This is a genomic window from Allocoleopsis franciscana PCC 7113 (assembly GCF_000317515.1).
Classification (GTDB): Bacteria; Cyanobacteriota; Cyanobacteriia; order Cyanobacteriales; family Coleofasciculaceae; genus Allocoleopsis; species Allocoleopsis franciscana.
This window is the reverse complement of record NC_019738.1, coordinates 5,590,434-5,616,595: the sequence shown is the minus strand read 5'-3', so window position 1 is coordinate 5,616,595 and position 26,162 is coordinate 5,590,434. Positions and strand designations below refer to the sequence as shown.

Below are 26,162 nucleotides of genomic sequence, written 5' to 3'. Positions count from 1 at the left end.
AAATTTTGTAGAGCAGCAAAAACTTCCGTCTTGAACTTTAAGCCGTTGGTTGTTAGTTGTTAGTAATAAACGAACGATTCTTAACTTCTTTACTTTATGGCTTCCACATTTTCATTCGATGTTGTCAGCGACTTTGACCGACAAGAGCTGGTTAACACAGTAGACCAAGCCATTCGGGAAATCAGCAGCCGTTACGACCTAAAAGACACAAAGACTACGGTTGAATTAGGCGAAGAAGTCATTACCGTCAATACCGATAGCGAATTCACCCTAGAGGCTATTCATACGATTCTCCGAACCAAAGCGGCGAAGCGCAACCTCTCACAAAAAATCTTTGAATACGGCAAAGTCGAGTCCGCTAGCGGTAATCGCGTCCGTCAAGAAATTAAGCTCAAAAAAGGAATTAGTCAGGAAATAGCTAAGAAAATCACTAAGCTGATTCGCGACGAATTCAAGAAAGTACAAGGATCAATTCAAGGGGATGCCGTTAGGGTTTCCAGCAGCTCTAAAGATGACTTACAAGGAGTGATGCAGCGATTGAAACAGGAAGATTTGCCTGTGGCGCTGCAATTTACTAACTATCGTTAGGGCGTTTGGGATTAACCGATGTGGGATTGTTGGAAATTTAGGAGCAAATGGGCTTAAGCCTTGATATCCAGGCTCCAAACGACAATCCCCATTAATTTTTGCGATCGCTCTTGCAGAAAAAAAGCTAACTTTAAAACAGCGAACCAAGGGCGAGAATGCCAGAAATTGACCACCAGCGAGAGCATCAAGCCAACGAGCGTACTTTCTTAGCTTGGCTACGTACATCTATTGCGCTGATTGGGTTTGGTTTTGCTTTAGCCCGCTTTGGTCTGTTTCTACGGCAATTGGAAACGGCTGTTACTCAAGAAGTCATCCCGACTCGCTCCTTCATTAGTTACCAGACCCTTGGTGTGGGTCTTGTCATTGTCGGAATCTTTGTAATTGTCCTAGCGGTGTGGCGTTACAATCAGGTTTTTTGGCAAATTGAACGAGGCGATTACCGACCTTCACGCCTTTTAGTCTGGCTCACAGCCGGCATCGTAATTGTTTTAGGACTCCTTAGTATTCCCTTACTTTTGTTGCGGCAAGCTTATGCTCCTAGTACACCCTCTTCCCGCAGTAGTAAAGCTGAGCTGTCCTATGGAGAGTTGGTGTCTAGAACGTTAAAAGCAAAAAGCCCAACTAAGTTTAGGTTGAGGTGAGTTCTGCTCTTTTATCGACTAATAACTCTGCTCTTTGGGGAAACAATAAAAGCGAAGCATTCGTGACAGTAAATCTGGTTCGCTTCCCAGGCTTCTACCACGAATGTTTCGCCCCTATCAATATCTCTGGAAAGAATAACCTTCAGACGGTTAATCTGAGACTTTTAATCGATCATTGAGCCAAAAATCCCTAATGGAATTAAAGATTTGACAGAACCTCCCGCGCCGCTTCTAAAGTGCGGTCAATATCTTCATCCGTATGAGCAAGGGATGTAAACCCTGCCTCAAACTGAGACGGTGCCAAGTAAACACCATGCTCTAACATTCCGCGATGAAAACGACTGAACTTGCTTAAGTCAGACTTTTTCGCATCTGCATAGTTGTGAACGGGTTCACCGGTGAAAAACATGCCGAACATGGCGCTGATTTGCCCACCGTAGACTTCGTGACCCGTTTCTTTAGCAATTTGCAACAAACCGTCTGATAGCTTCTTGGTAATGCGCTCAAGCTGTTCGTAAGTACCCGGTTTTTGCAGCAATTCCAACGTTTTAATGCCAGCCGTCATCGCTAGGGGATTACCCGAAAGCGTACCCGCTTGGTACATCGGGCCTGCGGGTGCCACCATTGACATAATATCTTTACGTCCGCCGTAAGCTCCCACCGGCAATCCACCACCAATGACTTTGCCTAGTGTTGTCAAATCAGGTGTAATGCCGAATTTTTCTTGAGCACCGCCGTAAGCAATGCGGAATCCCGTCATCACTTCATCAAACACCAACAAAGCGCCATACTCCTGGGTTAGTACTCGTAAGCCTTCCAGGAACCCAGCATCGGGAGGAATAAAACCCGCATTCCCGACTACTGGCTCTAAAATCACACCGGCAATTTCATCCGGAGAGGATTCAAATAGTGCTTTTACGGCTTCCAAATCATTGTAAGGAGCCGTTACGGTATTGCTAGTGGCAGACTTGGGCACACCAGGAGAATCGGGCAAGCCTAGCGTCGCAACGCCAGAACCGGCCTGAACTAACAGCATATCCGCGTGACCGTGATAGCAGCCTTCAAACTTGATAATTTTGTCACGCCCAGTAAACGCCCGCATCAACCGGATCACAGCCATACAGGCTTCGGTTCCGGAATTAACGAACCGCACCATTTCAATGCTAGGGACAGCATCAATTACCATTGATGCCAGCACATTCTCTAGCACAGAAGGTGCGCCAAAGCTAGTGCCTTTTTCCAGAGCCTCATGGAGAGCAGAAATCACGTCTGGATGAGCATGACCGCAAATGGCTGGCCCCCAAGTACCCACATAGTCGATGTACTGGTTGCCATCTATGTCCCATATGTAGGCTCCTTTGACGTGGTCAAAAACAATGGGCTGTCCACCCACCGATTTGAACGCCCGGACGGGAGAACTGACACCTCCTGGCATCAGCTTTTGGGCAGCGGCGAAGATTTCTTCTGATTTGGTCGTTTTAATTGTGGTATTAACCAAGGTTGTCTCCGTAAGTAGGACGTTTCAAGGTTTATCTGGGGATAAGGGTACACCTTGTTGTGAATGCCTATGTTAGTTGATTATCTCACTCAGGAAAATTCCTGAATTAGGATATATCAATTCCATTACAAACCAGGGGTTGGATGGGTGCTAGTGGCTAGTAGCGATGAGAGCGATCGCAACACCTGTGTCACGAGGGTATATTTTAAGATATGCAGCGGTACCTCGTTCTTCGCGCTTCTTGCTGTAAAAACTCGCTTCCTTGTTTTAAAGTCTTTCCTACTGACTCTAATGGCACAGATGCCCGAACGACATCCATCTGTTAATGTCATGTTGCAAGACTCCTGACTCCTGACTCCCCACTTTCAAGACAGATTTTTGAAAAGATTACTTTAATTACTTCAGATGGCTACTCTCCTACCTAACTTGGGCATTGTTGAGCAAAATAAATCAAAACTGATTCTCAAACATCAGCATGGGATACTGATTAATTTATTCATCATAGTTTGGGCGCTTGGTTTTAGTGGAATACCGTTAGGGATGATTGTTCTGATTGCGTCTGAGTTTGGCGTAACAACTTTATCCTGCCAACGAGTTGAACCTAAACTCATTGATTGTGTATGGTCGAAGTCTCAATATCTGGGTTTCGTGCCAAAAGTTAGTAATCAACCTATCCAGCAAGTCACTGATGCAAAGCTTGAGTCAGCAGAGTGGTCAAATGGGAAAGGTGGGGGAACTGCAAAAGTTTGGGTTTCCCTGATTACCAAGTCTAGTAAAACCAGGCTGTTTGAGACGCAATATGCGATAGAGTCAGGTTTTAAACCAACATTTCAGCCCGAAGTCGCTCAAAAAATCAAAACTTTTATTAATTCACAGGCTACCTTATTCAAAATTGAAGAAGATACACGTTTGAGTGGGAGCTTTTTGGGAGGATTAATCTTGTTCTTACCCTTTACTTTAATTGGAGCTTTGGTACTGTATGCATCTGTGCGGTCTCGAACCATTATCCTTGATAAAACACGCAATTTATACATTCGCCAAATCCATACAGTGCTGGGAACTCAGACCCAAACATACACGCTCAGCGAGATTAAATCAGTTGAAGTGATGAACTATGTTGATAGCGACCATTGGCAGTGGTATCAATTGATGATTGTTCTTCAGTCGAATAAAAAATATAAGTTTCCTGGTATGATAAATTACAACCGGGTTCAAGAGGTAGCCAATCAACTTCAGAATTTTATAGGTTTACTCTATTAAAACAGTTGTCATTATCTTATAGCTAATTTTTTTGTTTACTTAGATTGATAGCTTTGTGATGAACGATTTTTTTTATATAGAGCAATAACATCATTTGCGTTTCAGTGCGAAAGGAGGTGAAGTCAACACTAAATCAATCGAATCAGCTTAAAGCTGATCTAGTAGTAGAAAGGAGTCGCCTACATAAGCTGCACCATAATTTGTGGTATATAAAGGATTTGGAAGAAGCATTATAGGTCAGACTGAGAGTTCGCTTTTTACTATAAGCCTAAAATCCCTATATCTTAGCCCCAAAAATTTCAAGAACTACGCACATCTAAATTTATTCAATCCTCTAATTTTATTTAGAGGGTTTCAGTTCTTCCTTTGTACTTTATCCTTCTGGAACTGTTCCAGTTGTGTAAGTCTTATTGTAATTTCTCACCCCAACGCCCTCACGAGATGGTATTGTGGACGGAAGAGTCATTGCTTGGGTCATCCATCCCTATGTGGTCTGCTTCTGAACCGAATTCGTTACACCAAGCCATCCCCGTGGATCAAATTCGCTACGATGAGCGGGGATTAGTGCCGACGATTGTACAAGACTATTTGGATGGTACTGTCTTGATGATGGCGTGGATGAATCAGGAGTCGTTACAAAAAACCCTGGAAACTGGGGAAACTTGGTTTTGGAGTCGATCGCGTTCCCAATTGTGGCATAAAGGAGAAACGTCTGGTCATCTCCAGAAAGTGCGATCGCTCCGCTATGATTGCGATAGTGATTGCTTACTCGTTACCGTCGAGCAAATCGGTGATATTGCCTGCCATACGGGAGAACGGAGCTGTTTCCACCAAGTGGATGGAACAAAAGCCGCCCCCCCAGCCGATACATTGTCACAGGTATTTGACGTAATTTGCGAGCGCCGAGACAACCCCACTGAAACCTCCTATACCTGTAAACTGTTTGCTGGGGGCGATAATAAGATTCTGAAAAAAATTGGTGAAGAAGCCGCCGAAGTGGTAATGGCTTGTAAGGATAATGACAAGGATGCGATCGCTTCTGAAGTAGCGGATTTGTTTTATCACACCCTTGTCGCCTTAGCTCACCATAACGTTGAGGTGAAAGATGTGTATCGTAAATTGCAAGAACGCCGTAAATAAAGCAAGTAATAGACAGCTATTTCAGCGGTATTCATGCCTTACAAAAAAGTATTGAAAAAGCCCACCTTGTTTAAGGGTGGGATTAATCAACTTAAGGTACAGGGCAAACTTGTACGTTAGTAAATGGCGCTCCGAAGACCCCAAAATTGCCAGTGTTATTAACGCCTACATTTGCAAAATCTACAACCTGATATTGTGCACTGGCATTATTGCTGAGAGCAAAATCAACAAAGCTTGCACCACTGCTAGTATTTCCATTCATTTGTACACATAACCGACTTCCAGGTGAATTATTCTCTGCAATTACACCAGCCAGAACTCCAGTACCGCTGGTAAGCTGATTATTGGAGAAGGTTAAATTCGAGGAAGAATTATCTCTAGCATCTAGGTAAAAACCAAAGTTATTACCGACAAAGCCATTCCCCATATTCGTGAAGGTATTGCCAGAGAAAGTAAAGGTCGAGAGAGTATTACCTCCCGTGGAGAGCAATACTCCATTGCTGCCGACAGTAGTGCCTGCGTTAGTCATTTGATTGTTAGAAGCAGTGACATTTAGTTGAGCATTATCTTGAAGGTTGACCAACAAGCCTTCTCTAGTGGTATTGAGAATCTGATTGTTAGCCATCTGGCTAGTAACTTGAGCGTCTCCACTCAGGGACAGATTAATCCCATTTATACCACCATCGATTTGATTTTGATTCATCGATAACACCGCTTGACCCGTTGTGTTCATTAACCCAATCGCGTCTTCAGCCGAATTGGTAATTGAGTTATTATTAATCGCGATTTGACCTGTTACTTCATTCAGGTTAATGCCATCAACACCACTGTTACTAATGGTGTTACCTTGCAGCGTGAGATTGCGGCTATTGGTCGCAGAAATTCCGTTTTGGCTCGAATCCACAATTGCCAATCCAGATGCCGTTAATCCCCCTGAAACATTGTTAGCCCGAACACCATTCACTGCATTGGTAATCTGACTTCCTGTATTAGCAACAACGCTCACGGTTCCAGTAGAATCAACCACTGAAATACCATCATTAGTAGGTTGGGCAACTGTAATGGTGCTGTTATTCACATCAAAAATACCACTAACGCCGGAGAAACTAAGGCCATTCGTCGCGGAATTGGTACTCGTCAGCGTAGATTGAGTGAGACTGCCATTGTTCACATTCGTGGCTGCTAAAGCCGCCCCACCGGTACTATTCACCTGTAAGCCTGATAGATTCACACTACCCGTACTTTGCTCCAAGGCAATGCCTGCATTCGTACTATTGGTGGTAATGGTACTGCCCGCATTAGCGTTAAGGTTGACGGTACCTGTAATGTTGCTAGCTAAAATACCATTTTGTGTAGGAGTGGTGACATTTACCGTCGTATCGCTTACCCCTAGAGTACCTGTAACACCGTTAAGAGTAATGCCATTCGTTGCAGAATTAGTACTGCTGAGAGTGCTTTGAGTAATGTTAGCGTTGTTGATATTCGTCGCTTCCAGCACCGCCCCGCCTGTGGCAGTGGCTTGTAATCCAGAGAGATTGACACTACCCGTACTTTCTCTCAAGGAAAGGCTAGCCGCCGTGCCATTAGTGGTAATCTGACTACCACTGTTGGCAGCAATATTCACGGTACCTGCAACATTTTGGGCTGAAATCCCGTTACCCGTGGGATTGGTGATATTTACAGTACTGTTAGATACATCAACTGTGCCAGTGACACCGTTGAGAGTAATGCCATTCGTTGCGGAATTGGTACTGCTGAGGGTGCTTTGAGTAATGTTGGCGTTGTTGATATTCGTCGCTTCCAGCACCGCCCCACCTGTGGCAGTGGCTTGTAATCCAGAGAGATTGACACTACCCGTACTTTCTCTCAAGGAAAGGCTAGCCGCCGTGCCATTGGTGGTAACCTGACTACCACTGTTGGCAGCGATGTTGACAGTTCCCGTCACATTCTCTGCCGAAATCCCGTTACCCGTCGGATTGGTGACATTGACAGTACTGTTAGATACATCAACTGTGCCACTCACACCATTGAGGGTGATGCCATTCGTTGCAGAATTGGTACTGCTGAGGATACTTTGAGTAATATTGGCCTCATTCAGGTTCGTCGCTTCCAGTGCAGCTCCACCGGTACTATTCACTTGTAATCCTGATAGATTCACACTACCCGTACTTTGCTCCAGGGCAATGCCTGCATTCGTACTATTGGTGGTAATGGTACTGCCCGCATTAGCGTTAAGGTTGACGGTACCTGTAATGTTGCTAGCTAAAATACCATTTTGTGTAGGAGTGGTGACATTTACCGTCGTATCGCTTACCCCTAGAGTACCTGTAACACCATTGAGAGTAATGCCATTCGTTGCAGAATTAGTACTGCTGAGAGTGCTTTGAGTAATGTTGGCGTTGTTGATGTTGGTGGCTTCCAACACCGCCCCACCGGTTGCCGTAGCTTGTAATCCCGATAGGTTGACACTTCCAGTACTTTCTCTCAAGGAAAGGCTAGCCGTTGTCCCATTAGTGCTAATCTGACTACCACTGTTGGCAGCAATATTCACGGTACCTGCAACATTTTGGGCTGAAATTCCATTCCCTGTCGGATTGGTGACATTCACACTCGTGTTAGAGACATCAACTGTGCCAGTGACACCGTTGAGAGTAATGCCATTCGTTGCAGAATTGGTACTGCTGAGGGTGCTTTGAGTAATGTTGGCGTTGTTGATATTCGTCGCTTCCAGCACCGCCCCACCTGTGGCAGTGGCTTGTAATCCAGAGAGATTGACACTACCCGTACTTTCTCTCAAGGAAAGGCTAGCCGCCGTGCCATTGGTGCTAATCTGACTACCACTGTTGGCGGCGATATTCACCGTACCCGTGATATTCTGCGCCGAGAGTCCACTAATCGTGGGATTAATCACCGTCAGCGTGCTGTTCGTTACATCCAAGTTACCACTGACACCATTTAGGGTAATCCCATTCGTCACGGAATTGGTACTGGAAAAACTGCTTTGGGTAATGCTGGCATTATTAATGTTCGTCGCTTCCAGCGCTGCCTCACCCGTACTCGTAATATTGTTGTTGGTTAAGGTTACTGTTCCCGTAACATTTTCCAAACGCACGCCTTGGGCGGTACTGGTGACAGTGTTATCGCGAATTGTCGCATTGCTGATATTCCTAACGTCAATTCCAGGAGCATTGCTGGATGCGATCGCAAACCCCGATAGTACGGTATTATTGCCCATCGTTACTGTTCCCGTCACATTCGGGAAGTTACCACTGCCCGAACCCGGAAGCCTGACTAAACCAAACTCCTTGGTAAGAACTTCCTGTATCGGCCCACTTGATAATACCTGCACTCCATCCTTAATCTGAAAGCTGGACAATGCAGGAGAATTGCTAGCAGAGCTTACATAAACAATACTATTGCCATCAGACTGGGTCGCACCGAGAGCCGCTTCAATGGCAGCAAAAGGATTTTCAAACGTACCATTTCCCCCCGCTTGCCCTGAATTGACGTGTTGAAACACATAAGGCGCACCGGTTTGGGGATTGGTTGCCGCGACAGTGACGTTTTGGCTAAAGGATGTCGCTTCAGTTTGAGACTTGATAGCAATACTATTCGTGCGCGAGATGGATTCCCCTAATCGGGCAATAACAGATTCCGAATCATTCTTGAATTTCTTGGGACGATTTCCAGGAAAGGTAACTCCCACATTAAACAGTACGTTCGTGCCAAAAAGACGGTCATCTTGCACTGCTACGCCAAGGTTTAGGTTGTCTGTAGGACGTGCTTCCAGCCTTACACGCCAACCGAGAGCAGAATCAACACCTTTACCACCGTAATAGTACACTCCACCATAGCCCCGTAAATCGCCACTATTTCCTAGCTTGGCAATTTTGGCTCCTGCCTCAATGTCAAATCCCCCCAGTGCCGCTTCATATCGTCGAACTTGTTGGCTTTCTCGGATTGCCTGTGTAACTAAATAGTTGCCTTGAAAGAAAGGGGTACCACTCGCCTGTAAACCGGTATCAAAACCCGTCTCACTCGCCAACTTGCGGCTGTTGCCCAGAGGAATATAGCCATTCACTCGAAAGTCCCAAACTTTGCCCAGACTTTCAAGCCCTAATCCTAATTGGTTAAAGCTGCTTTTACCCGTGTTGCGATTGTCGAAAGAGACATAACCGCCAAATGTGCGGTTTAACTGTGAGTTGTAGAGACGATGACCCAACAGCAGGTTACCACCTAAATCAGCACTATTATCTAACAGTAGCCGCCCTTCTAGAAAGGTCAGGTTTGTACCGGGATTTTGCAGTAATGGAACAAAACCCTCAAAGCGAGTAAAACCATCGTAACCTCCCCCAGAAGTACTGTAGCCCACTCCTAAGCGAGGCGTAATCCGTAAGTCCGCCGCTGAAGCTGTTGAATTGGGAGTAATATCTTCCGGATTTGGGACTTGAGCAACAACTGAATTACTCAAAGTCAGAGATAGCAATAAACCTGTACAAATAGACCAAGGTGTGCTTTTCACGCTCAGTGAACTCCTTATCCTTAAAACAACAATTGGTCGAAGCACGCCCCGCAACTCGCTGCATTAACGAGTTGACAAAATACCCAATTCATTTGGGCAAGAATTAATAACTCACGATGAAAAAAACTCGGAGAGAGATATATCTTATTAAGGTTTATTTCTCTAACGGCTTTCTACAGATACTCAGCCTGCTGTCCCCTGACCTATTTTTTCCTTCTAGCTTAAAAGTCAATATCAGGAAAGACTTTATTTTTTTAGGGTTGCACAGGATGCTCTGGTACTGACAAAATAGAGAGACGATAGAATGCCCTGGTTGACAAAAATCGTGAGGTTTCCATACCCCTCCGCAACCACTACTTTAATTACCCCGAAATTCGGCGTGTAACCTAAAGTTATTAGAGGCTCTATATAGGTTTTATGGGGGTAAATGGTAACGATGAACCCTTAATCAAAATACTTTTATGGCTCAGTTATCATCCGCTAAGATAGGTGCAACTTAGCCGTTAGTCTGTGGTTTTTAAACCGAAAGGTAAGGTAGGGATAATTCCCTAATTACTTATATTATTTATTATTATCTCAAAGATGGGGTTACTGCCAATTCAGTGACTTTTGCTCAAAGCTCTTAAGTTAGGTAAAACCTTTATACAGCGCAGGATAACAAGCTTTTCAAAGAGTTGGTGAAGACGCAGCGGCAGTGGTCGTGATTTGTAAAGATGATGACCTGAATGCGATCGCGCCTGAAGTAACGGATTAGGTTGATACCCACCTTGTGGCTTCAGCTTATCACAGGCTTGTGTGGGGAGCTGTTATCCACTAATGACAATAACGCCGCCGATAGGTCTTGTGGCGACGTTTAGAAGCTGAGTTCATAAAGGGTAGGCATGATCTACCCTTCTTTCCTAAGAGTTGGGCAAAAATTGGCTACCGTAGGCGTCTATCTCAAAGGCAGGAGTACGCTGAGTGTAGTCTGTTTCAGCACCCGTAATAGATTGCGCCAGTGTTTCAAAAGACTCAGAACGCCAGTTGCGCTCGTGGATGGGCTTGGTTTGCTCACCCCGGAAGTACGCCTGAGTTCCGATAATCGCTGCCGCCGCCCAGCCCACTACAAATAAGGCAATTAGGATAGTCATGGAAGTTTCTCCTGGAGTATTGTTTAGTTTTGTAATTTTTACTGTAAATAAATGTAACAAATATTTTACAAGAGTGTCAATTTACGGTAAATACTAAACAAAGTAGGGTTAACCTCACCTAGGTTGCCCTGTTAGATATGGGTGGGTATGCACCCTGGAATTGGAATTAGAGCTGTGTGCGATCGGTTAAGATTTCGCAGCCGTCTTGAGTTACCAATACCGTATGTTCAAACTGAGCCGACAGGGAATCATCAGCCGTTATCACCGTCCATCCATCCGGTAACAAGCGCGTTTCCTTAGAACCGGCACAGAGAATCGGTTCAATGGTTAATGTCATTCCAGATCGCAGCTTAACATTGGGTAATTCACGGGTGCGGAAGAAGAAAACACAAGGTTCTTCATGTAGAGTCCGTCCCACACCGTGACCGGTGAAATCTTCCACGATGCTATAGCCATAGCTTGTCACATGGTCTTGCACAGCACCAGCAATATCCATTAAATAATTTCCAGCTTTAACTTGCTCAACACCCTTGTAAAGCGCTTCCTGTGCGACACGAATGAATTTTGCCGCCTCCGCAGAGACTTCATCGATCGCAATTGTGATGCAAGAGTCACCATGAAAGCCTTGGTAGTAGGCGCAGGTATCCACCTTGAGAACATCACCACTGCGAATCACTCGCTTATGGCTAGGAATGCCATGTACAGCCTCGTTGTTAATACTGGTACACAAGGTTGCCGGAAAGCCACGATATCCCTTGAGGCTGGGAATTGCGTCCATTTCCCGGATACGCTTCTCCGCATACCTATCCAAATCCAGCGTTGTCATTCCTGGCTGAACCATCTCTGAAATCTCTTTCAATACGGTTGCCACAATCTTCCCCGCTTGACGCATAATGCTAATTTCACGCTGTGATTTGATTTCGATGCTACGACGTTGCTTTTTGGCTGGGGAGGGTTGAACAGGCTGGGATAGGAGGTCGTTGAGAATATTCATGGATGAGGGATGCTATTGAATTGGGTTGCTGCTATAGCATAGCCTAGCATGGCCTAGCCTCTTGTACTAAACGAAAAAAGGTCACTATACTTAATAAGGAGACACAATACAGAAATCTCTAATGGGCGGTAAAACTTCACTGGCGGGTGTGACAACTTACATTCCACCAGAGTGGAAAAAAGAGCTAGAAGAGTGGGCACAGGACGAAGAGCGCTCTGTGTCTTGGCTCCTGTTAAAGCTAATCGGAAATGCACTGGAACAGAGGCGACAGGAAGCGCCGCCAGCAAAAAGTGCTGAGCCATTGAGCCTAGTCAGTAACGACAAAACAGCATCCAGCAAAAACTGACCAATGGGGAGAAGGCTTAGTGGGATGAAAAGTTAGCCCAGAAGACGAGTGCAGATCGGCAGAAATCACCATCCACTTGAAAAAGATTAAAAAGTTTACTGTACAAACTTTCTTGCCTTCTGCCTCCTGCCTCCTGCCTCCTGCCTTCTTGCACTAGAGCGATCGCGGATGGGTTCGCAGCATCCGGTGAAGCAACTGCAAAATCAGGATACCAACACTGGTACTGGCAACAACGGCTAGCCAAAAGCCCTGAGCCATGTAACGTGACTGATCTAAAGCCCACCCACCCAACGGAGGGCCAATAAAGTAGCCAATCGCCCAACATTGAGAGTTGAGTGAGAGGTAAACACCCCGCAGGGATTCGGGCGCGATATCCACAACCAGGGCAGAACCAGAAGGGGTATAGGCGACAGTGGCGATCGCTAAAATTCCCAAAGCGAAGATCGCCCAAATTAGGGCATGACTCCCAACCGTTCCCGTTACCCAAATTAAGACAAAGCCCACGCCAAACAGCAGCATGGCAATCATCAAGGCACGGGGACGGCTAAAACGATTGAGTATCCGAGCCACAGGCAACTGACACAATGCCGCAAATACCACATGCCAAGTAAACAAAGCACTAATAATCTGTGGAGAGAATCCCTTACCGGAGGTTGCCCCAGACACAAAATTAGTGAAATAGAGGGGCATCGTGCTTTGTAACTGAGAAATGTAAATGGTGAATAGGATATTAACCAGAAGGTAGACCATCAGGCGGCGATCGCTAAATGCCTCCGCCCAACCTCGACTCAGTTTTGTGGGAGAATGCTGATTAAACTTACGAGTTTCTGCGATCGCGGCATACACAATTGCAAAGAACACCACAAACGAGATGCCATCGATCGCAAATAGCACCCGATAATTACCCGTCGTTCCAATCAACAGCCCTCCGAGTATCACCCCCAACCCTAAGCCAGTACTATCTGCCAACCTCGTGATGGCAAAGGCCTCACTGCGCTGATCCATCGTCGTCAAATCGGCAACAGCCGCTTCTGTGGCAGGCCAATAAAGACCAATCCCCAAACCCATGAGCAGGTTACCGACAATAAAGCTGGGAAAGTCAAAGGTTAAGGCTAATACCACATCCGCCAAAGCAGAAACCGCCGCCGACAGCAACAGAGTCCGCCTGCGTCCCCAGAAATTCGAGTCAGCAAAAGTACCGCCCAAAAAGCGACCAATCACCCCAGAAATAGAGCCACTGCCCAAGCCAATGCCTACAGCCGTCGCCGATAACCCAACTTGATTGACAAAAAATATCGGCGCATAGAACAGAGTAAAGCCGGTGCCAATTTGGGAGAGCAATCGACCCGCAGCGAGAATCCAGACTTGGTGACTCAGTTGCGGGAGCCAGGATAGCAGCTTGTGCTTGGGCATGGGATGTTGGCGGAAAACTCACAACCTTATTAGGATAGAAGGAATTTTTATCATCGAACAAAGAAAGCTTTGCGACATCTGCACGCTGTATTAGTTGGGCTGACTCTGGTTTGGTTGCTCTCCGGATTACCCTGTTTTGCCCAAGGGCTACCAACACCTGTGCCTTCAGGGCCAACTGACCCACAAGAACTCGAAGCCTTTCTGGATCAATTTTTTGCCCAAAAGATGACGGAACAACACGTTCCTGGTGCTGTGTTCACTCTAGTCAAAGACGGCAAAATCTTCTTCAGCAAGGGTTACGGCTATGCCGATATAGAGCAGAAAATACCCGTTGTTCCAGACAAAACTCTTTTTCGGGTGGGTTCTATCTCCAAGCTGTTCACGACCACGGCAGTAATGCAACTCGCTGAACAAGGCAAACTTAAACTAGACGATGATGTCAACCAGTACCTCAAGCACTTCCAAATCCCGAACACCTACCCTAAGCCAGTCACCATTGCCAACCTGTTGACTCACACGGATGGGTTCGATTCTGGGTGGGGCATTAAAGCTTTCGCTCACACTAAATCTGAAATGACGCTGTTGGGGGATTATCTCGCCAAACGTCTACCTCGGCGCATCCTACCACCGGGTGAAGTGTTTCTCTACAGTGATGTGGGGATGACGCTGGCAGGCTACTTGGTACAGGCAATTTCTGGCATTCCCTTTGAGCAATACATCCAGCAAAACATCTTGCAACCGCTGGATATGCGTCGCAGTAGCTTTTTTCAGCCCCTGCCCTCTCAGCTAGCACCGGATTTAGCGGTAGGCTACAGGTATAACAATGGCACCTATCAGCGACGACCGTTTGCCTTCAACAATAATGTCCCCGGTAGTGCCTTGATGGCAACGGCTACGGATATAGCGCATTTTGCGATCGCCCATTTACAAGATGGTCGTTATGGTGAGTCGCGTATCCTGAACGAGGTGACAGCACAGGAAATGCATCGCCAGCAGTTTGCTCACCATCCCGGCATGGTAGGCTCGGCTTATGGTTTCTCGGAAAACTGGGAAAATAATCAAAAAGCACTGGAACATGGGGGTCGCTTAAACGGATATACGACGCGCCTGTATTTAATACCGGAACAGAATTTGGGCTTTGTCGTTTCGTGCAACAATAATCCGGTTGCTTTACCCAGAGAACTGGCAACTCAGTTTTTAAAGCATTACTATCCAGTGAAAGAGAAACCCGCTTCTCCCTCCCCCTCAACCAGGGATGAGCAAAAACCGGATCGACAGTTGTACGGCACTTATCGCTATACCAGCTACTCGCACCTGACCCTGGAAAAACTTGGGGCTGTGCTGGGGGATGCGCCGGAGGTTAAGGTGATGGCTGGCGCGGGTAACGACGGCACGTTAGCCCTTTACGTGCCAGAATTCAAGTGGGTACAAGTAGAACCGCTGTTATTTCGCTCGATTTACTCGGATACCCAGTTGTCGTTTCGACAAAACGAGCGAGGTCGGATTACTCACATGTTTATTGGCGATTCGGTCTTTGCCGCCCTGGAAAAGTTAGCTTGGTATGAAACTAATGCTTTTCAATTGACATTGGGATTGTTTTGTGCATTAAGTTTCGTCTCAGCTTGCTTGGTAGCATGGGTGAGTTGGCTGATGCACCGTAGCCGTAAACGGTTACCCCAAGATTCAAGAATCAATCTCTTACAAAAAGACAAAGCACCCCACCCCACTCCACCCCTTAATAAGGGGCGGGAGGTAAATTCGACCTTCGCAAGAGGTCGAATGGCTAGACGGGCGCAATTCTTGGCAGTTTTAGTCTGTAGCTTGAACCTGGTGTTTGCGATTGGTATGGGCTTGGCTATTTTTGGCAGCGACTACTGGCAGCTTTTCTTTGGACTACCGAAAATTGCGATCGCCTTACTGTTCATTCCACCGATCACCACGGGTTTGACACTGGCACTGGTTATTTTTACAGTTCTGGCCTGGAAAAACAAATACTATTCCCTGATCGGACGGCTACACTACTCGTTGACTACTGTAGCGGCGGTTGGATTCATTTTCTTCCTTAACTACTGGAACCTACTGGGATTTCGCATGTACTAGGAAAAACAGTAGTCGGGAGGTTGACACGCCAAGGCCGATCACCACTAATCTTCAACTATAGAGAAAGCTATTTCAGAAGCTCTTACAAAAAAACATTCTACCTTCCACCCACTATGAAACTGGCGATCGCTCAACTCAATCCCACTATTGGCGACCTTACAGGTAACGCTCAACAAATTTTAGACGCGGCAAGTCTTGCCGTCAATCAGGGTGCCCGTCTCTTATTGACGCCGGAACTCTCTTTATGTGGCTATCCGCCGAGAGACTTGCTGCTGAATCCCAGTTTTGTGGAGTCTATGGCAACCACTCTAAAACAGTTGGCAGAACAATTGCCTCCAGCCCTTGCCGTTCTGGTGGGGACGGTGGAACCCAATCCAAATGCCCATGTTGCCGGAGGTAAGCCTCTATACAACAGCATCAGCTTACTGGAGCAGGGTAAGGTGCAGCAGATTTTTCACAAACGACTGTTGCCTACTTACGATGTTTTTGATGAATACCGCTACTTTGAACCAGGACTTCAGAGTAATTTGTTCACACTGGAGGTGGAGGCGTCAGCCCCCCCCATCCGCATTGGTGTGACGATTTGCGAAGATTTATGGAATGATGAAGAATTTTGGGGTAGGCGGAATTATTCGGTTAATCCCATTGCTGACCTCGCTAAACACGGCGTCGATTTAATGGTGAACCTCTCTGCCTCTCCCTACAGAGTAGGGAAGCAAAAACTGCGGGAGGCCATGTTACGGCATAGTACGTTCCGCTACAAGCAACCCATCCTTTATGTCAATCAAGTGGGGGGCAATGATGACTTGTTGTTTGATGGCAGCAGTGTGGCGTTTAACGGTGCGGGTGAGATGGTGTGTCGCGCCCATTCTTTTGAGACGGATTTAATCATGTTGGAATTTAATCCGGAAGCACGAGATTTTTTACCTGGAGCGATCGCACCGCTGCCTACTAGCGCCGATGAGGAAATTTGGTCAGCGCTGGTTCTGGGTGTTCGGGACTATGCCCGCAAATGTGGATTTAGGAAAGTCGTGATTGGTTTGAGTGGGGGGATTGATTCGGCCTTAGTGGCGGCGATCGCTACAGAAGCTCTGGGTGCCGACAATGTCCTGGGTGTTCTCATGCCTTCTCCCTATAGTTCTGATCACTCGGTTCACGATGCTCAAGCCTTAGCGGCTAATTTGGGAATCAAGACTCAGCTTTTGTCGATTGGGGAGTTAATGCAGAATTATGACAAAACTTTAGAAGACATGTTTGCGGGGACAGAATTTGGCCTTGCCGAGGAGAATATCCAATCGCGGATTCGAGGCAACTTGTTAATGGCGATCGCCAATAAATTCGGTTATCTCCTCCTCTCCACCGGCAACAAGTCGGAGATGGCGGTGGGTTACTGCACCCTCTACGGTGATATGAATGGCGGATTAGCTGTGATTGCCGATGTACCTAAAACCCGTGTCTACAGCTTGTGCAAGTGGTTGAACTCCGATGTAAGATCGAGTTCGTTTTGCCATCTAGAATCCAAAAGCAAAAGCCCTAAATTCGAGATTATCCCAGCCCATATTATCGCCAAACCACCCAGCGCTGAACTCAAACCCGGTCAAGTGGATCAAGACTCTCTGCCGCCTTATCATGTCTTGGACGACATTTTGTATCGATGGATTGAACAGCACCAATCACTGGAGCAAATTGTTGTCGCCGGTCATGCGCCAGTGGTGGTTGATCAAGTGGTGCGGTTAGTGGCACGAGCCGAATTCAAGCGGCGACAGGCACCACCGGGATTGAAAATTACGGACAGAGCTTTTGGTACCGGCTGGCGGATGCCAATCGCTAGCCGCTGGGTAACCGGAAGCACTGAGTTACCTAAGCTCAGCTAAAGTGCATTTAACTTGTACGTTCTAAACACAGGATAAAAACGCTCAAATCCTCTCCCCAGCACCCCAGCACCCCAGCAGCCTCAATAGGCAAATTAAATGCATAACAGCTTAGGGTCTGAGCGAGCCTAATTTATCTGGGTGATGTGGGTAGCTTATTGAACGTGTTATCCAGCCCTACCGAATTAAGGAGTTTGTTCCAAGCCTGTGCGAGTTCATTATCATTAGGGCGATCGCGCCGTAGCTCAGCTAAACTGGCTACCGTCTCGTACCAAAACCCAGCATTGGCATAGAGAGCAACACGCTCCTGAGGCGTTGCCTGCTGAATTCTTTGAGCAAGAGTTGGGTCGGGTTTGACTCGCACGATCCCGCCCCCTACAACGATATCGTTTGAGCTATCGGAAGAATCCATTGGGCATCTAAGCCTTAACATCCAGTAATAGTCTTGACCGATCTCCAAGGGGGAGAGGTTAGCAAACGCAGGAAGAGATAGGCTCATTATGCCCGGTGAACCCACGACCCATCCATCAGATGACTTCGCCAACGTATACTTAGCCGAGTAAATGTCCTGATCGTTGGTATCCCGCACCAGCAACTCCACCTCGGATGCGGATGACTGGGGCATATTCCAAAAGAGAGTCGGATACGCAGATGCCGTTGCTGCCATACGAGAAGCTGGAACCAAGGCTGTGACTTTCGCCTCAGGATGCTGGATGCATGGGTTCCCTCTGGTGGCTCCACCCTGCCGATTGACCGGAATTCCTCGACGCGGTGGCGTGAAATTCCATTGACTGGGTAACTTGCCACTGAGGGAGGTGTTCGGTCTTAACTGCTTTGGCACCTGCGCGGAAAGATTGGCTCCAAACCCCATTGTTAAAGCCATCGCCAGAATTGCTGTCAGGATAATGATGCGTAATGAACGATTAAACCAAGCCATGGGCACAGGATTTCAAAACAAAGAGCAGGATGTTTCTACAAGATGGCAGAATCCAAGTCTAATGACAAAGTTTGATTTGATTTTGTTTCTCACTCGAAAGAGGTACAGCCATTAGGGGTCAAGCAACACAACGAGCATAAGTCTTACCCTAGGTAGATTAGGAATTTGCACAATACTAGATATGCTGCTGTCTCAAGTACTCTTGGCGCTTGGCTCGTTTGTGCCAGACTTTTCCTATGCATCAATCCGTAAAATTGCTTAGCTATGGGGCGGCGACCTTACTGTGTGCTGTAAGTTCTCCTTTGCCTCTTCTCGCCACCACCCTGAACAGAGCTGCCTCTGAAGATAGCATACAGCTATTAAAACACAGCCAATTGCCGGAAATTGCACAAAACGTTGAGCCAGCTCCAGATATTTCCCAGCCCTTGAGTGTTCCTTATACGACCAACGCCACGACTCACACGGAGAGAATTCACATTCTCCAGGAACTCCTGAATATTTCTACGTCCCTAGAAGACTCTCAACAAACGATTGAACTTTCCAATGCTATCTTGCCCATCGCCCAAGAATGGGGAGAGCGTGATACAGAATTAAAACTGCTACTTAGATTAGGAGAGGCTTACAATTCTACCGGCAACTATCAGCAAGCCATGAAGTCCGCTAACGCCAGCTTAGGACTCGCCCAAGCCTTGCAAGATTCGCAGGCTCAAGCGGTTGCTTTTTTGACGTTAGCTAGAGCCTCTCAGTCTTTAGCCTCGCCACCGAGTGACTATCGAAAAGCAACAATGGCAGGCATATCAAGCTTGACTACAACTTGGCAAATTAAAGATTATGACACCCAAGCCAATGCATTAGCAGTTCTGGGTGGCGTTTACCATTCCCGCCAAGATAATCAAAGTGCCGTTCTTTTTGCTCAGCAAGGTTTAAAGGTAGCCCAAGAAAACAATATTCCTACTGCTGCTGCCGCTTCACTCTTAACGTTAGCTGGTGTTTACCTCCAAGAAGGAAGATATCAGAACGTTATTGAGTCTACCCAAGAAGGCAGAGATATTTTACAAAAACTACAGAAAAAAGAAGAAGAAAGCGCCGCTACGGTGATGCAGGCTCTGGCTTATTTGGGACAGGGTAATGTTCAACAATCCCTTAACTTAGCCGAACAGGGATTAGCCAGTGCGCGAGACATAAAAAGCGCTCGAATTGAAGCTTTAGCACTCATTGTTTCGAGTTTAGGTTATTCCCGAAACGGAGATTATAAAAAAGCTCTAGAGTTAATTCACCAAAATCTTGCAATTGCCCAAGATATCAACCACAAGGACTTAGAAGCATTAGGTTTGGAAGTTCGGGGAGAGATTTACCGGGAAGCTGGACAGACCCAACAAGCGATTGACTCGTATCAAGAGGCTCTTTCTATTACTAATAGTTTTATAGCTCTGGCTGGACTCTCCCGCCTTTATCAAGAATCTAATCTATTAGCAACAGCCATCGCTTATTATAAACGAGCTATTAACAAAAATGAAGAACAAAATCCTAGAATCATTGCGGGGTTACCTGTTTGGTTACAATCATCATTTCCTCAAGCCATTCAAAACGTTCATGGGTTAGGAACAACTAACATTTATCGGTCATTTACCGAATTATTACTCACCCAAACGCGCCCATTAGAAGCTCAGCAAGTATTAGAACTGCTCAAAGGTCAAGAGTTACGAGAATACACGGGTAACCCCAGAATTAACAACACCCAGCAAAGTCAACCTGCTAGCTTAACTCTAACACCAACCGAGCAACAAATTTTTAAAGAATATGGTAGCTTGATCAGTTTTGGAAATCGCTTAGCCGATTGCCAGAAAACTCGCTGCTCAGAGTTAGCGCAGCTATTGCAACAGCGAGAAGCCTTGACTAAGCAATATTATCAAACTTTAGAACAACTAGAAACAGCAATTCGGAACAAGCGAGATTTAGATGAGGCATTTGTTGACCCTAACCAATTCGCTCAAAAAGCTCGAAAACTGGTAGAATCTCAACCCGGAACCTTATTGATTTATCCCTTGGTTTTGGATGATAAAATTTGGCTGATGTGGGCATCAAAAGGTGGCATTTTCACGAGTGTAGAGGTTACAGGGGTCACTCAAGCTCGGTTAGAAGAAACGGTGGCTAAATTTCGTGAGTTATTACAAAATCGTCTCTCCAATATGGATGAGTTGCACGCCACGGGTAAGCAATTGTATGACTGGTTGCTCAAACCGTTGGAAAGTGAACTAAAAGCTAATGATATTCATAACTTAGTGTTTGCTTTAGACCGTTCAACCCGCTACATTCCTATGGGTGCTCTCTTTGATGGCAAAAAGTATGTAATTCAAAACTATAGCGTTTCTACGGTGCTCTCTGCTCAGTTAACTGAGACTTCATACCTCACCAATAATCCCCGTGTCGTGAGCCGTTCATCGGATATTAAAGCGGCTCTAGATGACAAAGAAGACCAAGTTCTGGCGTTAGGTTTATCCAATGCTGTGAGTGGTTTCCCCCCCCTACCTTATGTCCCTGAAGAGTTAAAGGCAATCGTGCGTCAGGATACGCGTGAAACATCGGGAATTTATCCTGGTCAAGAGTTTCTCAATCAAGATTTTACCTTATTCACTTTACGAGATAACTTACCCGATCACCACTTCTTACATATCGCAACTCATAGCAAATTTGTGCCAGGACGAGCGAATCAGTCTTTTCTTCTGCTGGGTACGGGTGAGAGATTAGCAATTCCTGATATCGAAACTTGGCTTAATTTACGGAATATCAATCTGGTTGTACTATCCGCTTGCGAAACCGCATTGGGAGGTAAGGGACTTGATGGGAGGGAAATTGCAGGTGTTGGCTATTACTTTCTCAAAAGCGGAGCTAAAACGGTCATGGCATCTTTATGGAAAGTGGATGATTACAGTACTCGCCTATTAATGGAGAAATTTTACGACAATTTAGCCCAGGGAACGTCTACCTCACCAGTATCGAAAGCCGAGGCTCTGCGTCAAGCCCAATTGGCCCTTCTCCAAACCAAGATTACACCAGAGAGTTATCCTAAAAATGACCACTTGCCACTCACTGAGCAGAACATTGCCTTGAGTCATCCCTACTATTGGGCACCCTTTATTCTAATGGGAAGCGGACTTTAAGGAGTCCGAGCCAGATCATGCAAGAGCGGCACAATTAAATTAATCTTGGTTTTCCAATCTGAATAATAAACTAGTCGTTAAAGCATCCTGCGGTTGAGAGAATAAATATCCCTGACCATACTGGCAATTGAGGGCTTGGAGCTGGGATAATTGTTGAGCGGTTTCTACTCCTTCTGCAATCACTTCCATTTCTAAATTGTGGGCTAACATGACAATGGTTCGAGCAATTTGCAACGGAAAATTCTGAATATTTTTCAGGGTTAAATCTGAAGGAGAATCACTCTCAACGGCTCCAATACGACTGACAAAAGAACGGTCAATTTTGATAGTCTTGATGGGAAATTGGTGCAAATAACTTAACGAGGAATACCCGGTTCCAAAATCATCAATGCATAAACCAATCTGCTGAGTTCTCAGTTGTTGAGCCAACGCGGCAGAGGCTTCTGGATTTTCAAGTAAGCAGCTTTCGGTAATTTCCAGCCTCAAATAACATCCTTCTAAACCTGTTTCCTGAAGAATTTGCTTGATTTGATTGAAGGCATCAGGTTGCAAAAACTGTTTACTAGAAAAATTCACATGGATGATGAGAGGCTCTGCAAATTGCAGGTTGGTTTGGGTTGCCAGTTGCAGGTTAGACGGTTGAAGGTTAGAAAATGGGTTTGAAGGGTTAATCTGGGCGACGCTTCGGCTGGCTTCATTCGCACCCTGTTGGGCTGACAACAGCTCTTGAGTACCTTCAACCTTCAACCGACCTACTTGCAACGCCTCTTGCCACTGGCGTAACTGACGACAAGCCTCACGCAGCGTCCACCACCCTAGGGGAATAATCAGTCCAGTTTCTTCGGCAATTGAGATGAATTCCGCAGGGTAAAGCAGCCCTCGCGTGGGATGTTGCCAGCGCAAAAGTGCCTCAAAACCTGTAATTTTGTGGGTGAGTAAAGATACTATCGGCTGATAGTGAAGCTGAAATTCTTGATGTTCCACAGCTCGCCGCAAATCCGTTTCCAATTCAAGGAGAGCCACCGCTTTCTGGTGCATGGTGAGGTCAAACACTTCATAACGGGCTTTCCCTAACGCCTTTGCCCGGTATAGTGCCGTGTCAGCATCCCGCAGGAGGTCTTCGGGTCGGTCATAATCGGTGGGATAAGCATCCTGACTCACCTCTCGACTCAGAACAATACCGATACTCGCCGCGCTGAAAACCTCATGTCCGTCGAGATTGAGCGGTGCTTTTAACGCCTGCTGAATTCGCTCAGCAACATGGATAACTTGGTTAATGTCTTGGATATCCTCTAGCAGGATGGTGAACTCGTCCCCCCCTAACCGGGCAACGGTATCTTCTGCCCGTAAGCAATTGGTTAACCGATGGGCGATCGCAACGAGTAGCTGATCCCCAATCAGGTGCCCCAGGCTATCGTTAACGACTTTGAAGCGATCCAGGTCTAAAAACAAGACCGCAAATCGATAGTGAGGATGCCGTTTTGCCCGCTCCACTCGCTGGCTCAAGCGATCCATAAATAATGCACGATTTGGCAATCCTGTCAAGGGGTCATAAAACGCCCGTTCACGCAGTTGCTCTTTAGCTCGCTTGCGTTCCGAAATATCTTCCACCGTACCTTCGTAGTACAGCAGCTCCCCCGTGTTGGTATCCCTCACCGCACGGGCATTTTCAGCAATCCAAATCACACTGCCATCTTTACGATAAACCTGGGACTCAAACTCTAAAACCGCATCATTTTCTTGCAGCAGGCGAATAAACTCAGTGCGTTGGTTTGGCTCGACGTACAACTGATGCTCGATATCCGTCAGTCGTTCCATGAGTTCCGCCGGAGAGGAGTAGCCATATAACCGTGCTAAGGCTGGATTCGCCGAGAGATAGTGTCCCTTCGCCGTGGATTGGAAAATCCCTTCCGAGGCGTTCTCAAAAATGCTGCGATATTTCGCCTCGGCTTGTCGTAAAGCGTCTTCCGCACACTTGCGCTCCGTAATATCTGTAATAAAGCCTTCAATCCCCAAAAGCTCCCCGGTGTCATCAAATACCCCATGACCCTTCTCCCACAGCCACTTTTCCTGACCGGATTTTGTGCGGATGCGATACTCCACGACATACGGTTGTTTTTGAGCCACACCCGTGTCAATCGAGGCCAAAACTTGGGGCAAATCTTCTGGATGGGTAATCGCATCAAAGGAGACAGAGCGATTGCCAATTAATTCTTCACTGTTATACCCTGTTAGGCTCAGGCAACCTTCACTCAGGTAAGTCATCGACCACGCGGGATCACTGGCACAAGAAAAGACAATTCCAGGCAGAGCATCAATCAAACTCGCAAGGCGTCGCTGACTTTCCCGCAGTGCCGCTGCACTTTGTGCGGCTTGGCTCAAGATTTGCTTACGCTGAAGCACTAACCCCAATTGGGTTGCCACGGCGGAAACCAGTTCAACTAATTGCCGGTCTTCTGGGTGGGGTTCACACATGAAAAAGGCGAGCACAGCCAGGACTTGCTCATCCGCCAGAATGGGCACGCCAAACCCAGCCTTGAGTCCCCAAGCTTTTGCCAGAGGGGAACGGGCAAAAAAGCTCTCTGGCTCAATCGAAACATCTCGCATCCACAAAGGCTGGCGTGATGACCAAACTTGCCCCGGTAGTCCAATCCCAGGTGCAAAGCTATACGTCTGGCTGTGACGCCGAAATTCTTTTAGGGGGTGGATAATGGGGTCAATTTGTTCTTTGTCCTGAGTCTCGGTAGCCCCAACGTGCTTGCTGCACCAAGCACTTGAGCATTCTAAAACGGTACCGTCAGCACTCTTAATCCAGGCTTCACCAAAATCCCAATGGGTTGCCTCGCATACCTTACGTAAGGCGACTTCGATTGCCGTGTCAAAATCGGGCGCTTCACTAATAGATTGAGTCAGGGATTGCAACAACTGAAGTTCTTCAATTGCTCGCTTACGCCGCGTGATATCCGTAATAAAACCTTCTAAAGCCAGCCATTCTCCTGTGCCAGAGAGGATACCGTGGCCTTGTTCCCAGACCCATTTCTGTTCTCCGGTTGCTGTTGTAATCCGATATTCTATTTGATAATGTTGGTTCTGCTGGAGAGCGGATTGTACTTCATACCTGACGCGATCGCGATCATCTGGATGAATAATGGTATTCAAAGAAATCGTTCGGTTTTCGATTAAATCTATCGGGTGGTAACCGGTCAGACTCAAACATCCTTCGCTGACAAACTCCATCGTCCAATCCCAGTCATGGCGACAACGATAAGCCATTCCCGGCAAGTTTTTCATCAAGGTTGAGAGGGTACGCTGGCTTTCGGACAAAGCCTCCTCTGCTTGCTTGTGGCGGGTAATGTCAAAGGCACTGGCTAAGACTGCCGCTTTTCCTTGAAAATCAATGGTTCGCGTCGTCACATCCAGCCAACGCGCTTTACCCGTTTTTGTCAGAATCTTGATTTCGTAGCGACTCTTAACCAGAGAATGGGGGTTTGAAGGGACTAGAGCGAAGTTTTGGGGGTTTGGGGATGAGGGGGTGAACGCATGAAGGTTTGAGTGGAGGACTTCTTCCGTCCTCCCTGAGGCTCCAGTTTCCATCTCCCCCTCTCTCATCAGGGCGTGGTAGTCTGGATGCAGTAAATCCCAGACGTTCATCCCCAGTAACTCAGCCTGAGAGTAACCTGTAATTGTACACAGTGCTGAGTTGACATAGCACAGGTGAGAGTTCTGGTAAATGAACGTGGCAGCGAGCGTTTCTGCCAGTGTGCAAAACTTGACTTCACGTTCACACAGCAGTTGTGTTGCCAGTTGCGGCTGGTACGCGGTGACGTAGCCAAAGACTGCCAGCATGGCAGCTTCACCGTTCCAGTTTAGCCATTGCAGTGAGACAGAACTCCACAAAGGGGTACCATCTGCCTTCTGCATTCTGACTTTGTAATCGCGGAGGTATCTCTGACTGGTGAACACTTGCAGCAACGTCTGCCAGTCTGTTGGCTCATAGTAAAAGTCTAGGGTATGGCGATCGCCCCGGCTGGGGTGTCCTGGAATATCCCTAATCTCCTGAATGTCCAGACCAAAAGTTGAGCAAAAACATTCGTTGGCATAGAGAATTGCACCGTCTGAAAACCGAGAAATCACTAAGGGAACTGGGATCGCGGCATATAAAGCTTGCCAAACATCGTCTTGATGTTCACCAACCACCAGTTGTACTGGCTGGGACGGATCGGAAAGGATTCTTTGTGCGATCGTAGCTGGTTCCACTGCTATAGTTTGCTCAAATAAACGGCTGCTGTGTCTGACTGCTCAATACTCCACGCCTGTTTATGATTCCCATGAATCAAGGCTGCTATGGGCTGGAGGCAAGATCCAACTTCACGCTGTCAACTTGTACACAATTAGTGGGTGGGTTGACAATCGGTAGCACCGTGAAGGTAATAAAAGGGTTGACCTAAACAGAAAGCGCAAGATTTACAACGCTTACGCTTAAACATAAAACCTGCTAAAACCGCAAAAGAGCTAGCTTTGTAGTGCTCAGCTCTGCTGTTTGCCAAGATATGGACTTTAG

At 46.7% G+C, this 26,162-nt stretch carries 16 protein-coding genes; 8 read left to right on the top strand and 8 right to left on the bottom strand.

Annotated features, from left to right (window positions below):
• Nucleotides 1–96 precede the first annotated feature (96 nt).
• Together MIC7113_RS23085 and MIC7113_RS23080 are read left to right on the top strand one after the other, a co-directional pair.
• Complete coding sequence (locus MIC7113_RS23085; protein WP_015184611.1) at nucleotides 97–588, top strand: YajQ family cyclic di-GMP-binding protein; 492 nt, start codon at nucleotides 97–99, stop codon at nucleotides 586–588.
• A gap of 155 nt (nucleotides 589–743) precedes the next feature.
• The gene (locus MIC7113_RS23080) at nucleotides 744–1,229 is read left to right on the top strand and encodes a YidH family protein (RefSeq protein WP_015184610.1); all 486 of its coding nucleotides are present in this window, start codon (nucleotides 744–746) and stop codon (nucleotides 1,227–1,229) included.
• A gap of 199 nt (nucleotides 1,230–1,428) precedes the next feature.
• Here the strand turns inward: MIC7113_RS23080 and hemL are convergent, their stop codons facing one another.
• Both hemL and MIC7113_RS36795 read right to left on the bottom strand, forming a co-directional pair.
• Nucleotides 1,429–2,727, bottom strand: a complete 1,299-nt coding sequence (gene hemL / locus MIC7113_RS23075; RefSeq protein ID WP_015184609.1) for a glutamate-1-semialdehyde 2,1-aminomutase — start codon at nucleotides 2,725–2,727, stop codon at nucleotides 1,429–1,431.
• Between the two features lie 125 nt (nucleotides 2,728–2,852).
• Entirely contained in the window at nucleotides 2,853–3,059 is a 207-nt protein-coding gene (locus tag MIC7113_RS36795; protein ID WP_015184608.1) for a hypothetical protein, read from the bottom strand.
• A 73-nt stretch (nucleotides 3,060–3,132) separates the two neighbouring features.
• On the opposite strand from MIC7113_RS36795, the gene MIC7113_RS23070 reads away from it, so the two are divergent.
• Nucleotides 3,133–3,987 (top strand): hypothetical protein, encoded by an 855-nt coding sequence (locus tag MIC7113_RS23070; RefSeq protein WP_015184607.1) that lies wholly within the window; start codon nucleotides 3,133–3,135, stop codon nucleotides 3,985–3,987.
• 486 nt (nucleotides 3,988–4,473) lie between these two features.
• Nucleotides 4,474–5,127 carry a bifunctional phosphoribosyl-AMP cyclohydrolase/phosphoribosyl-ATP diphosphatase HisIE gene (hisIE, locus tag MIC7113_RS23065; protein WP_041780184.1) on the top strand — a complete coding sequence of 218 codons (654 nt, stop codon included), beginning with the start codon at nucleotides 4,474–4,476 and terminating at the stop codon, nucleotides 5,125–5,127.
• Nucleotides 5,128–5,218: 91 nt separating this feature from the next.
• Here the strand turns inward: hisIE and MIC7113_RS39440 are convergent, their stop codons facing one another.
• The 3 genes from MIC7113_RS39440 to map form a co-directional block, all read right to left on the bottom strand.
• Nucleotides 5,219–9,649 (bottom strand): beta strand repeat-containing protein, encoded by a 4,431-nt coding sequence (locus MIC7113_RS39440; protein WP_015184605.1) that lies wholly within the window; start codon nucleotides 9,647–9,649, stop codon nucleotides 5,219–5,221.
• Nucleotides 9,650–10,548: 899 nt separating this feature from the next.
• Entirely contained in the window at nucleotides 10,549–10,779 is a 231-nt protein-coding gene (locus MIC7113_RS23055) for a photosystem II protein, Psb35-related (RefSeq protein WP_015184604.1), read from the bottom strand.
• Nucleotides 10,780–10,945: 166 nt separating this feature from the next.
• The gene (gene map, locus MIC7113_RS23050; protein WP_015184603.1) at nucleotides 10,946–11,773 is read right to left on the bottom strand and encodes a type I methionyl aminopeptidase; all 828 of its coding nucleotides are present in this window, start codon (nucleotides 11,771–11,773) and stop codon (nucleotides 10,946–10,948) included.
• Between the two features lie 121 nt (nucleotides 11,774–11,894).
• On the opposite strand from map, the gene MIC7113_RS23045 reads away from it, so the two are divergent.
• Nucleotides 11,895–12,119: a ribbon-helix-helix domain-containing protein gene (locus MIC7113_RS23045; protein WP_015184602.1), complete on the top strand. Its 225-nt coding sequence runs from the start codon at nucleotides 11,895–11,897 to the stop codon at nucleotides 12,117–12,119.
• Nucleotides 12,120–12,272: 153 nt separating this feature from the next.
• Here the strand turns inward: MIC7113_RS23045 and MIC7113_RS23040 are convergent, their stop codons facing one another.
• Nucleotides 12,273–13,532, bottom strand: coding sequence for an MFS transporter (locus tag MIC7113_RS23040; protein WP_015184601.1), 1,260 nt, complete (start codon nucleotides 13,530–13,532; stop codon nucleotides 12,273–12,275).
• A 69-nt stretch (nucleotides 13,533–13,601) separates the two neighbouring features.
• Here MIC7113_RS23040 and MIC7113_RS23035 point away from each other — a divergent pair, with 69 nt between their 5' ends.
• Both MIC7113_RS23035 and MIC7113_RS23030 read left to right on the top strand, forming a co-directional pair.
• Complete coding sequence (locus MIC7113_RS23035; RefSeq protein WP_015184600.1) at nucleotides 13,602–15,632, top strand: serine hydrolase domain-containing protein; 2,031 nt, start codon at nucleotides 13,602–13,604, stop codon at nucleotides 15,630–15,632.
• 113 nt (nucleotides 15,633–15,745) lie between these two features.
• Complete coding sequence (locus MIC7113_RS23030) at nucleotides 15,746–17,506, top strand: NAD+ synthase (protein WP_015184599.1); 1,761 nt, start codon at nucleotides 15,746–15,748, stop codon at nucleotides 17,504–17,506.
• 130 nt (nucleotides 17,507–17,636) lie between these two features.
• On the opposite strand, the gene MIC7113_RS23025 is transcribed toward MIC7113_RS23030, so the two are convergent.
• On the bottom strand, nucleotides 17,637–18,440 hold the full coding sequence (locus tag MIC7113_RS23025) for a DUF928 domain-containing protein (RefSeq protein WP_015184598.1): 804 nt from the start codon (nucleotides 18,438–18,440) through the stop codon (nucleotides 17,637–17,639).
• Nucleotides 18,441–18,676: 236 nt separating this feature from the next.
• On the opposite strand from MIC7113_RS23025, the gene MIC7113_RS23020 reads away from it, so the two are divergent.
• Entirely contained in the window at nucleotides 18,677–21,601 is a 2,925-nt protein-coding gene (locus MIC7113_RS23020) for a CHAT domain-containing protein (RefSeq protein ID WP_015184597.1), read from the top strand.
• A 39-nt stretch (nucleotides 21,602–21,640) separates the two neighbouring features.
• On the opposite strand, the gene MIC7113_RS33745 is transcribed toward MIC7113_RS23020, so the two are convergent.
• Nucleotides 21,641–25,858 (bottom strand): PAS domain S-box protein, encoded by a 4,218-nt coding sequence (locus MIC7113_RS33745; protein ID WP_015184596.1) that lies wholly within the window; start codon nucleotides 25,856–25,858, stop codon nucleotides 21,641–21,643.
• Nucleotides 25,859–26,162: the final 304 nt, after the last annotated feature.

Excerpts from the sequence above, each read along its gene's own strand:
- MIC7113_RS23045 (WP_015184602.1), top strand. The coding sequence starts at position 11,895 with ATGGGCGGTAAAACTTCACTGGCGGGTGTGACAACTTACATTCCACCA.
- MIC7113_RS23025 (WP_015184598.1), bottom strand. The coding sequence starts at position 18,440 with ATGGCTTGGTTTAATCGTTCATTACGCATCATTATCCTGACAGCAATT.
- MIC7113_RS23080 (WP_015184610.1), top strand. The coding sequence starts at position 744 with ATGCCAGAAATTGACCACCAGCGAGAGCATCAAGCCAACGAGCGTACT.
- map (WP_015184603.1), bottom strand. The coding sequence starts at position 11,773 with ATGAATATTCTCAACGACCTCCTATCCCAGCCTGTTCAACCCTCCCCA.
- hisIE (WP_041780184.1), top strand. The coding sequence starts at position 4,474 with ATGTGGTCTGCTTCTGAACCGAATTCGTTACACCAAGCCATCCCCGTG.
- MIC7113_RS23020 (WP_015184597.1), top strand. The coding sequence starts at position 18,677 with ATGCATCAATCCGTAAAATTGCTTAGCTATGGGGCGGCGACCTTACTG.
- MIC7113_RS36795 (WP_015184608.1), bottom strand. The coding sequence starts at position 3,059 with ATGACATTAACAGATGGATGTCGTTCGGGCATCTGTGCCATTAGAGTC.
- MIC7113_RS23030 (WP_015184599.1), top strand. The coding sequence starts at position 15,746 with ATGAAACTGGCGATCGCTCAACTCAATCCCACTATTGGCGACCTTACA.
- MIC7113_RS23040 (WP_015184601.1), bottom strand. The coding sequence starts at position 13,532 with ATGCCCAAGCACAAGCTGCTATCCTGGCTCCCGCAACTGAGTCACCAA.
- MIC7113_RS23070 (WP_015184607.1), top strand. The coding sequence starts at position 3,133 with ATGGCTACTCTCCTACCTAACTTGGGCATTGTTGAGCAAAATAAATCA.
- MIC7113_RS23085 (WP_015184611.1), top strand. The coding sequence starts at position 97 with ATGGCTTCCACATTTTCATTCGATGTTGTCAGCGACTTTGACCGACAA.
- MIC7113_RS23055 (WP_015184604.1), bottom strand. The coding sequence starts at position 10,779 with ATGACTATCCTAATTGCCTTATTTGTAGTGGGCTGGGCGGCGGCAGCG.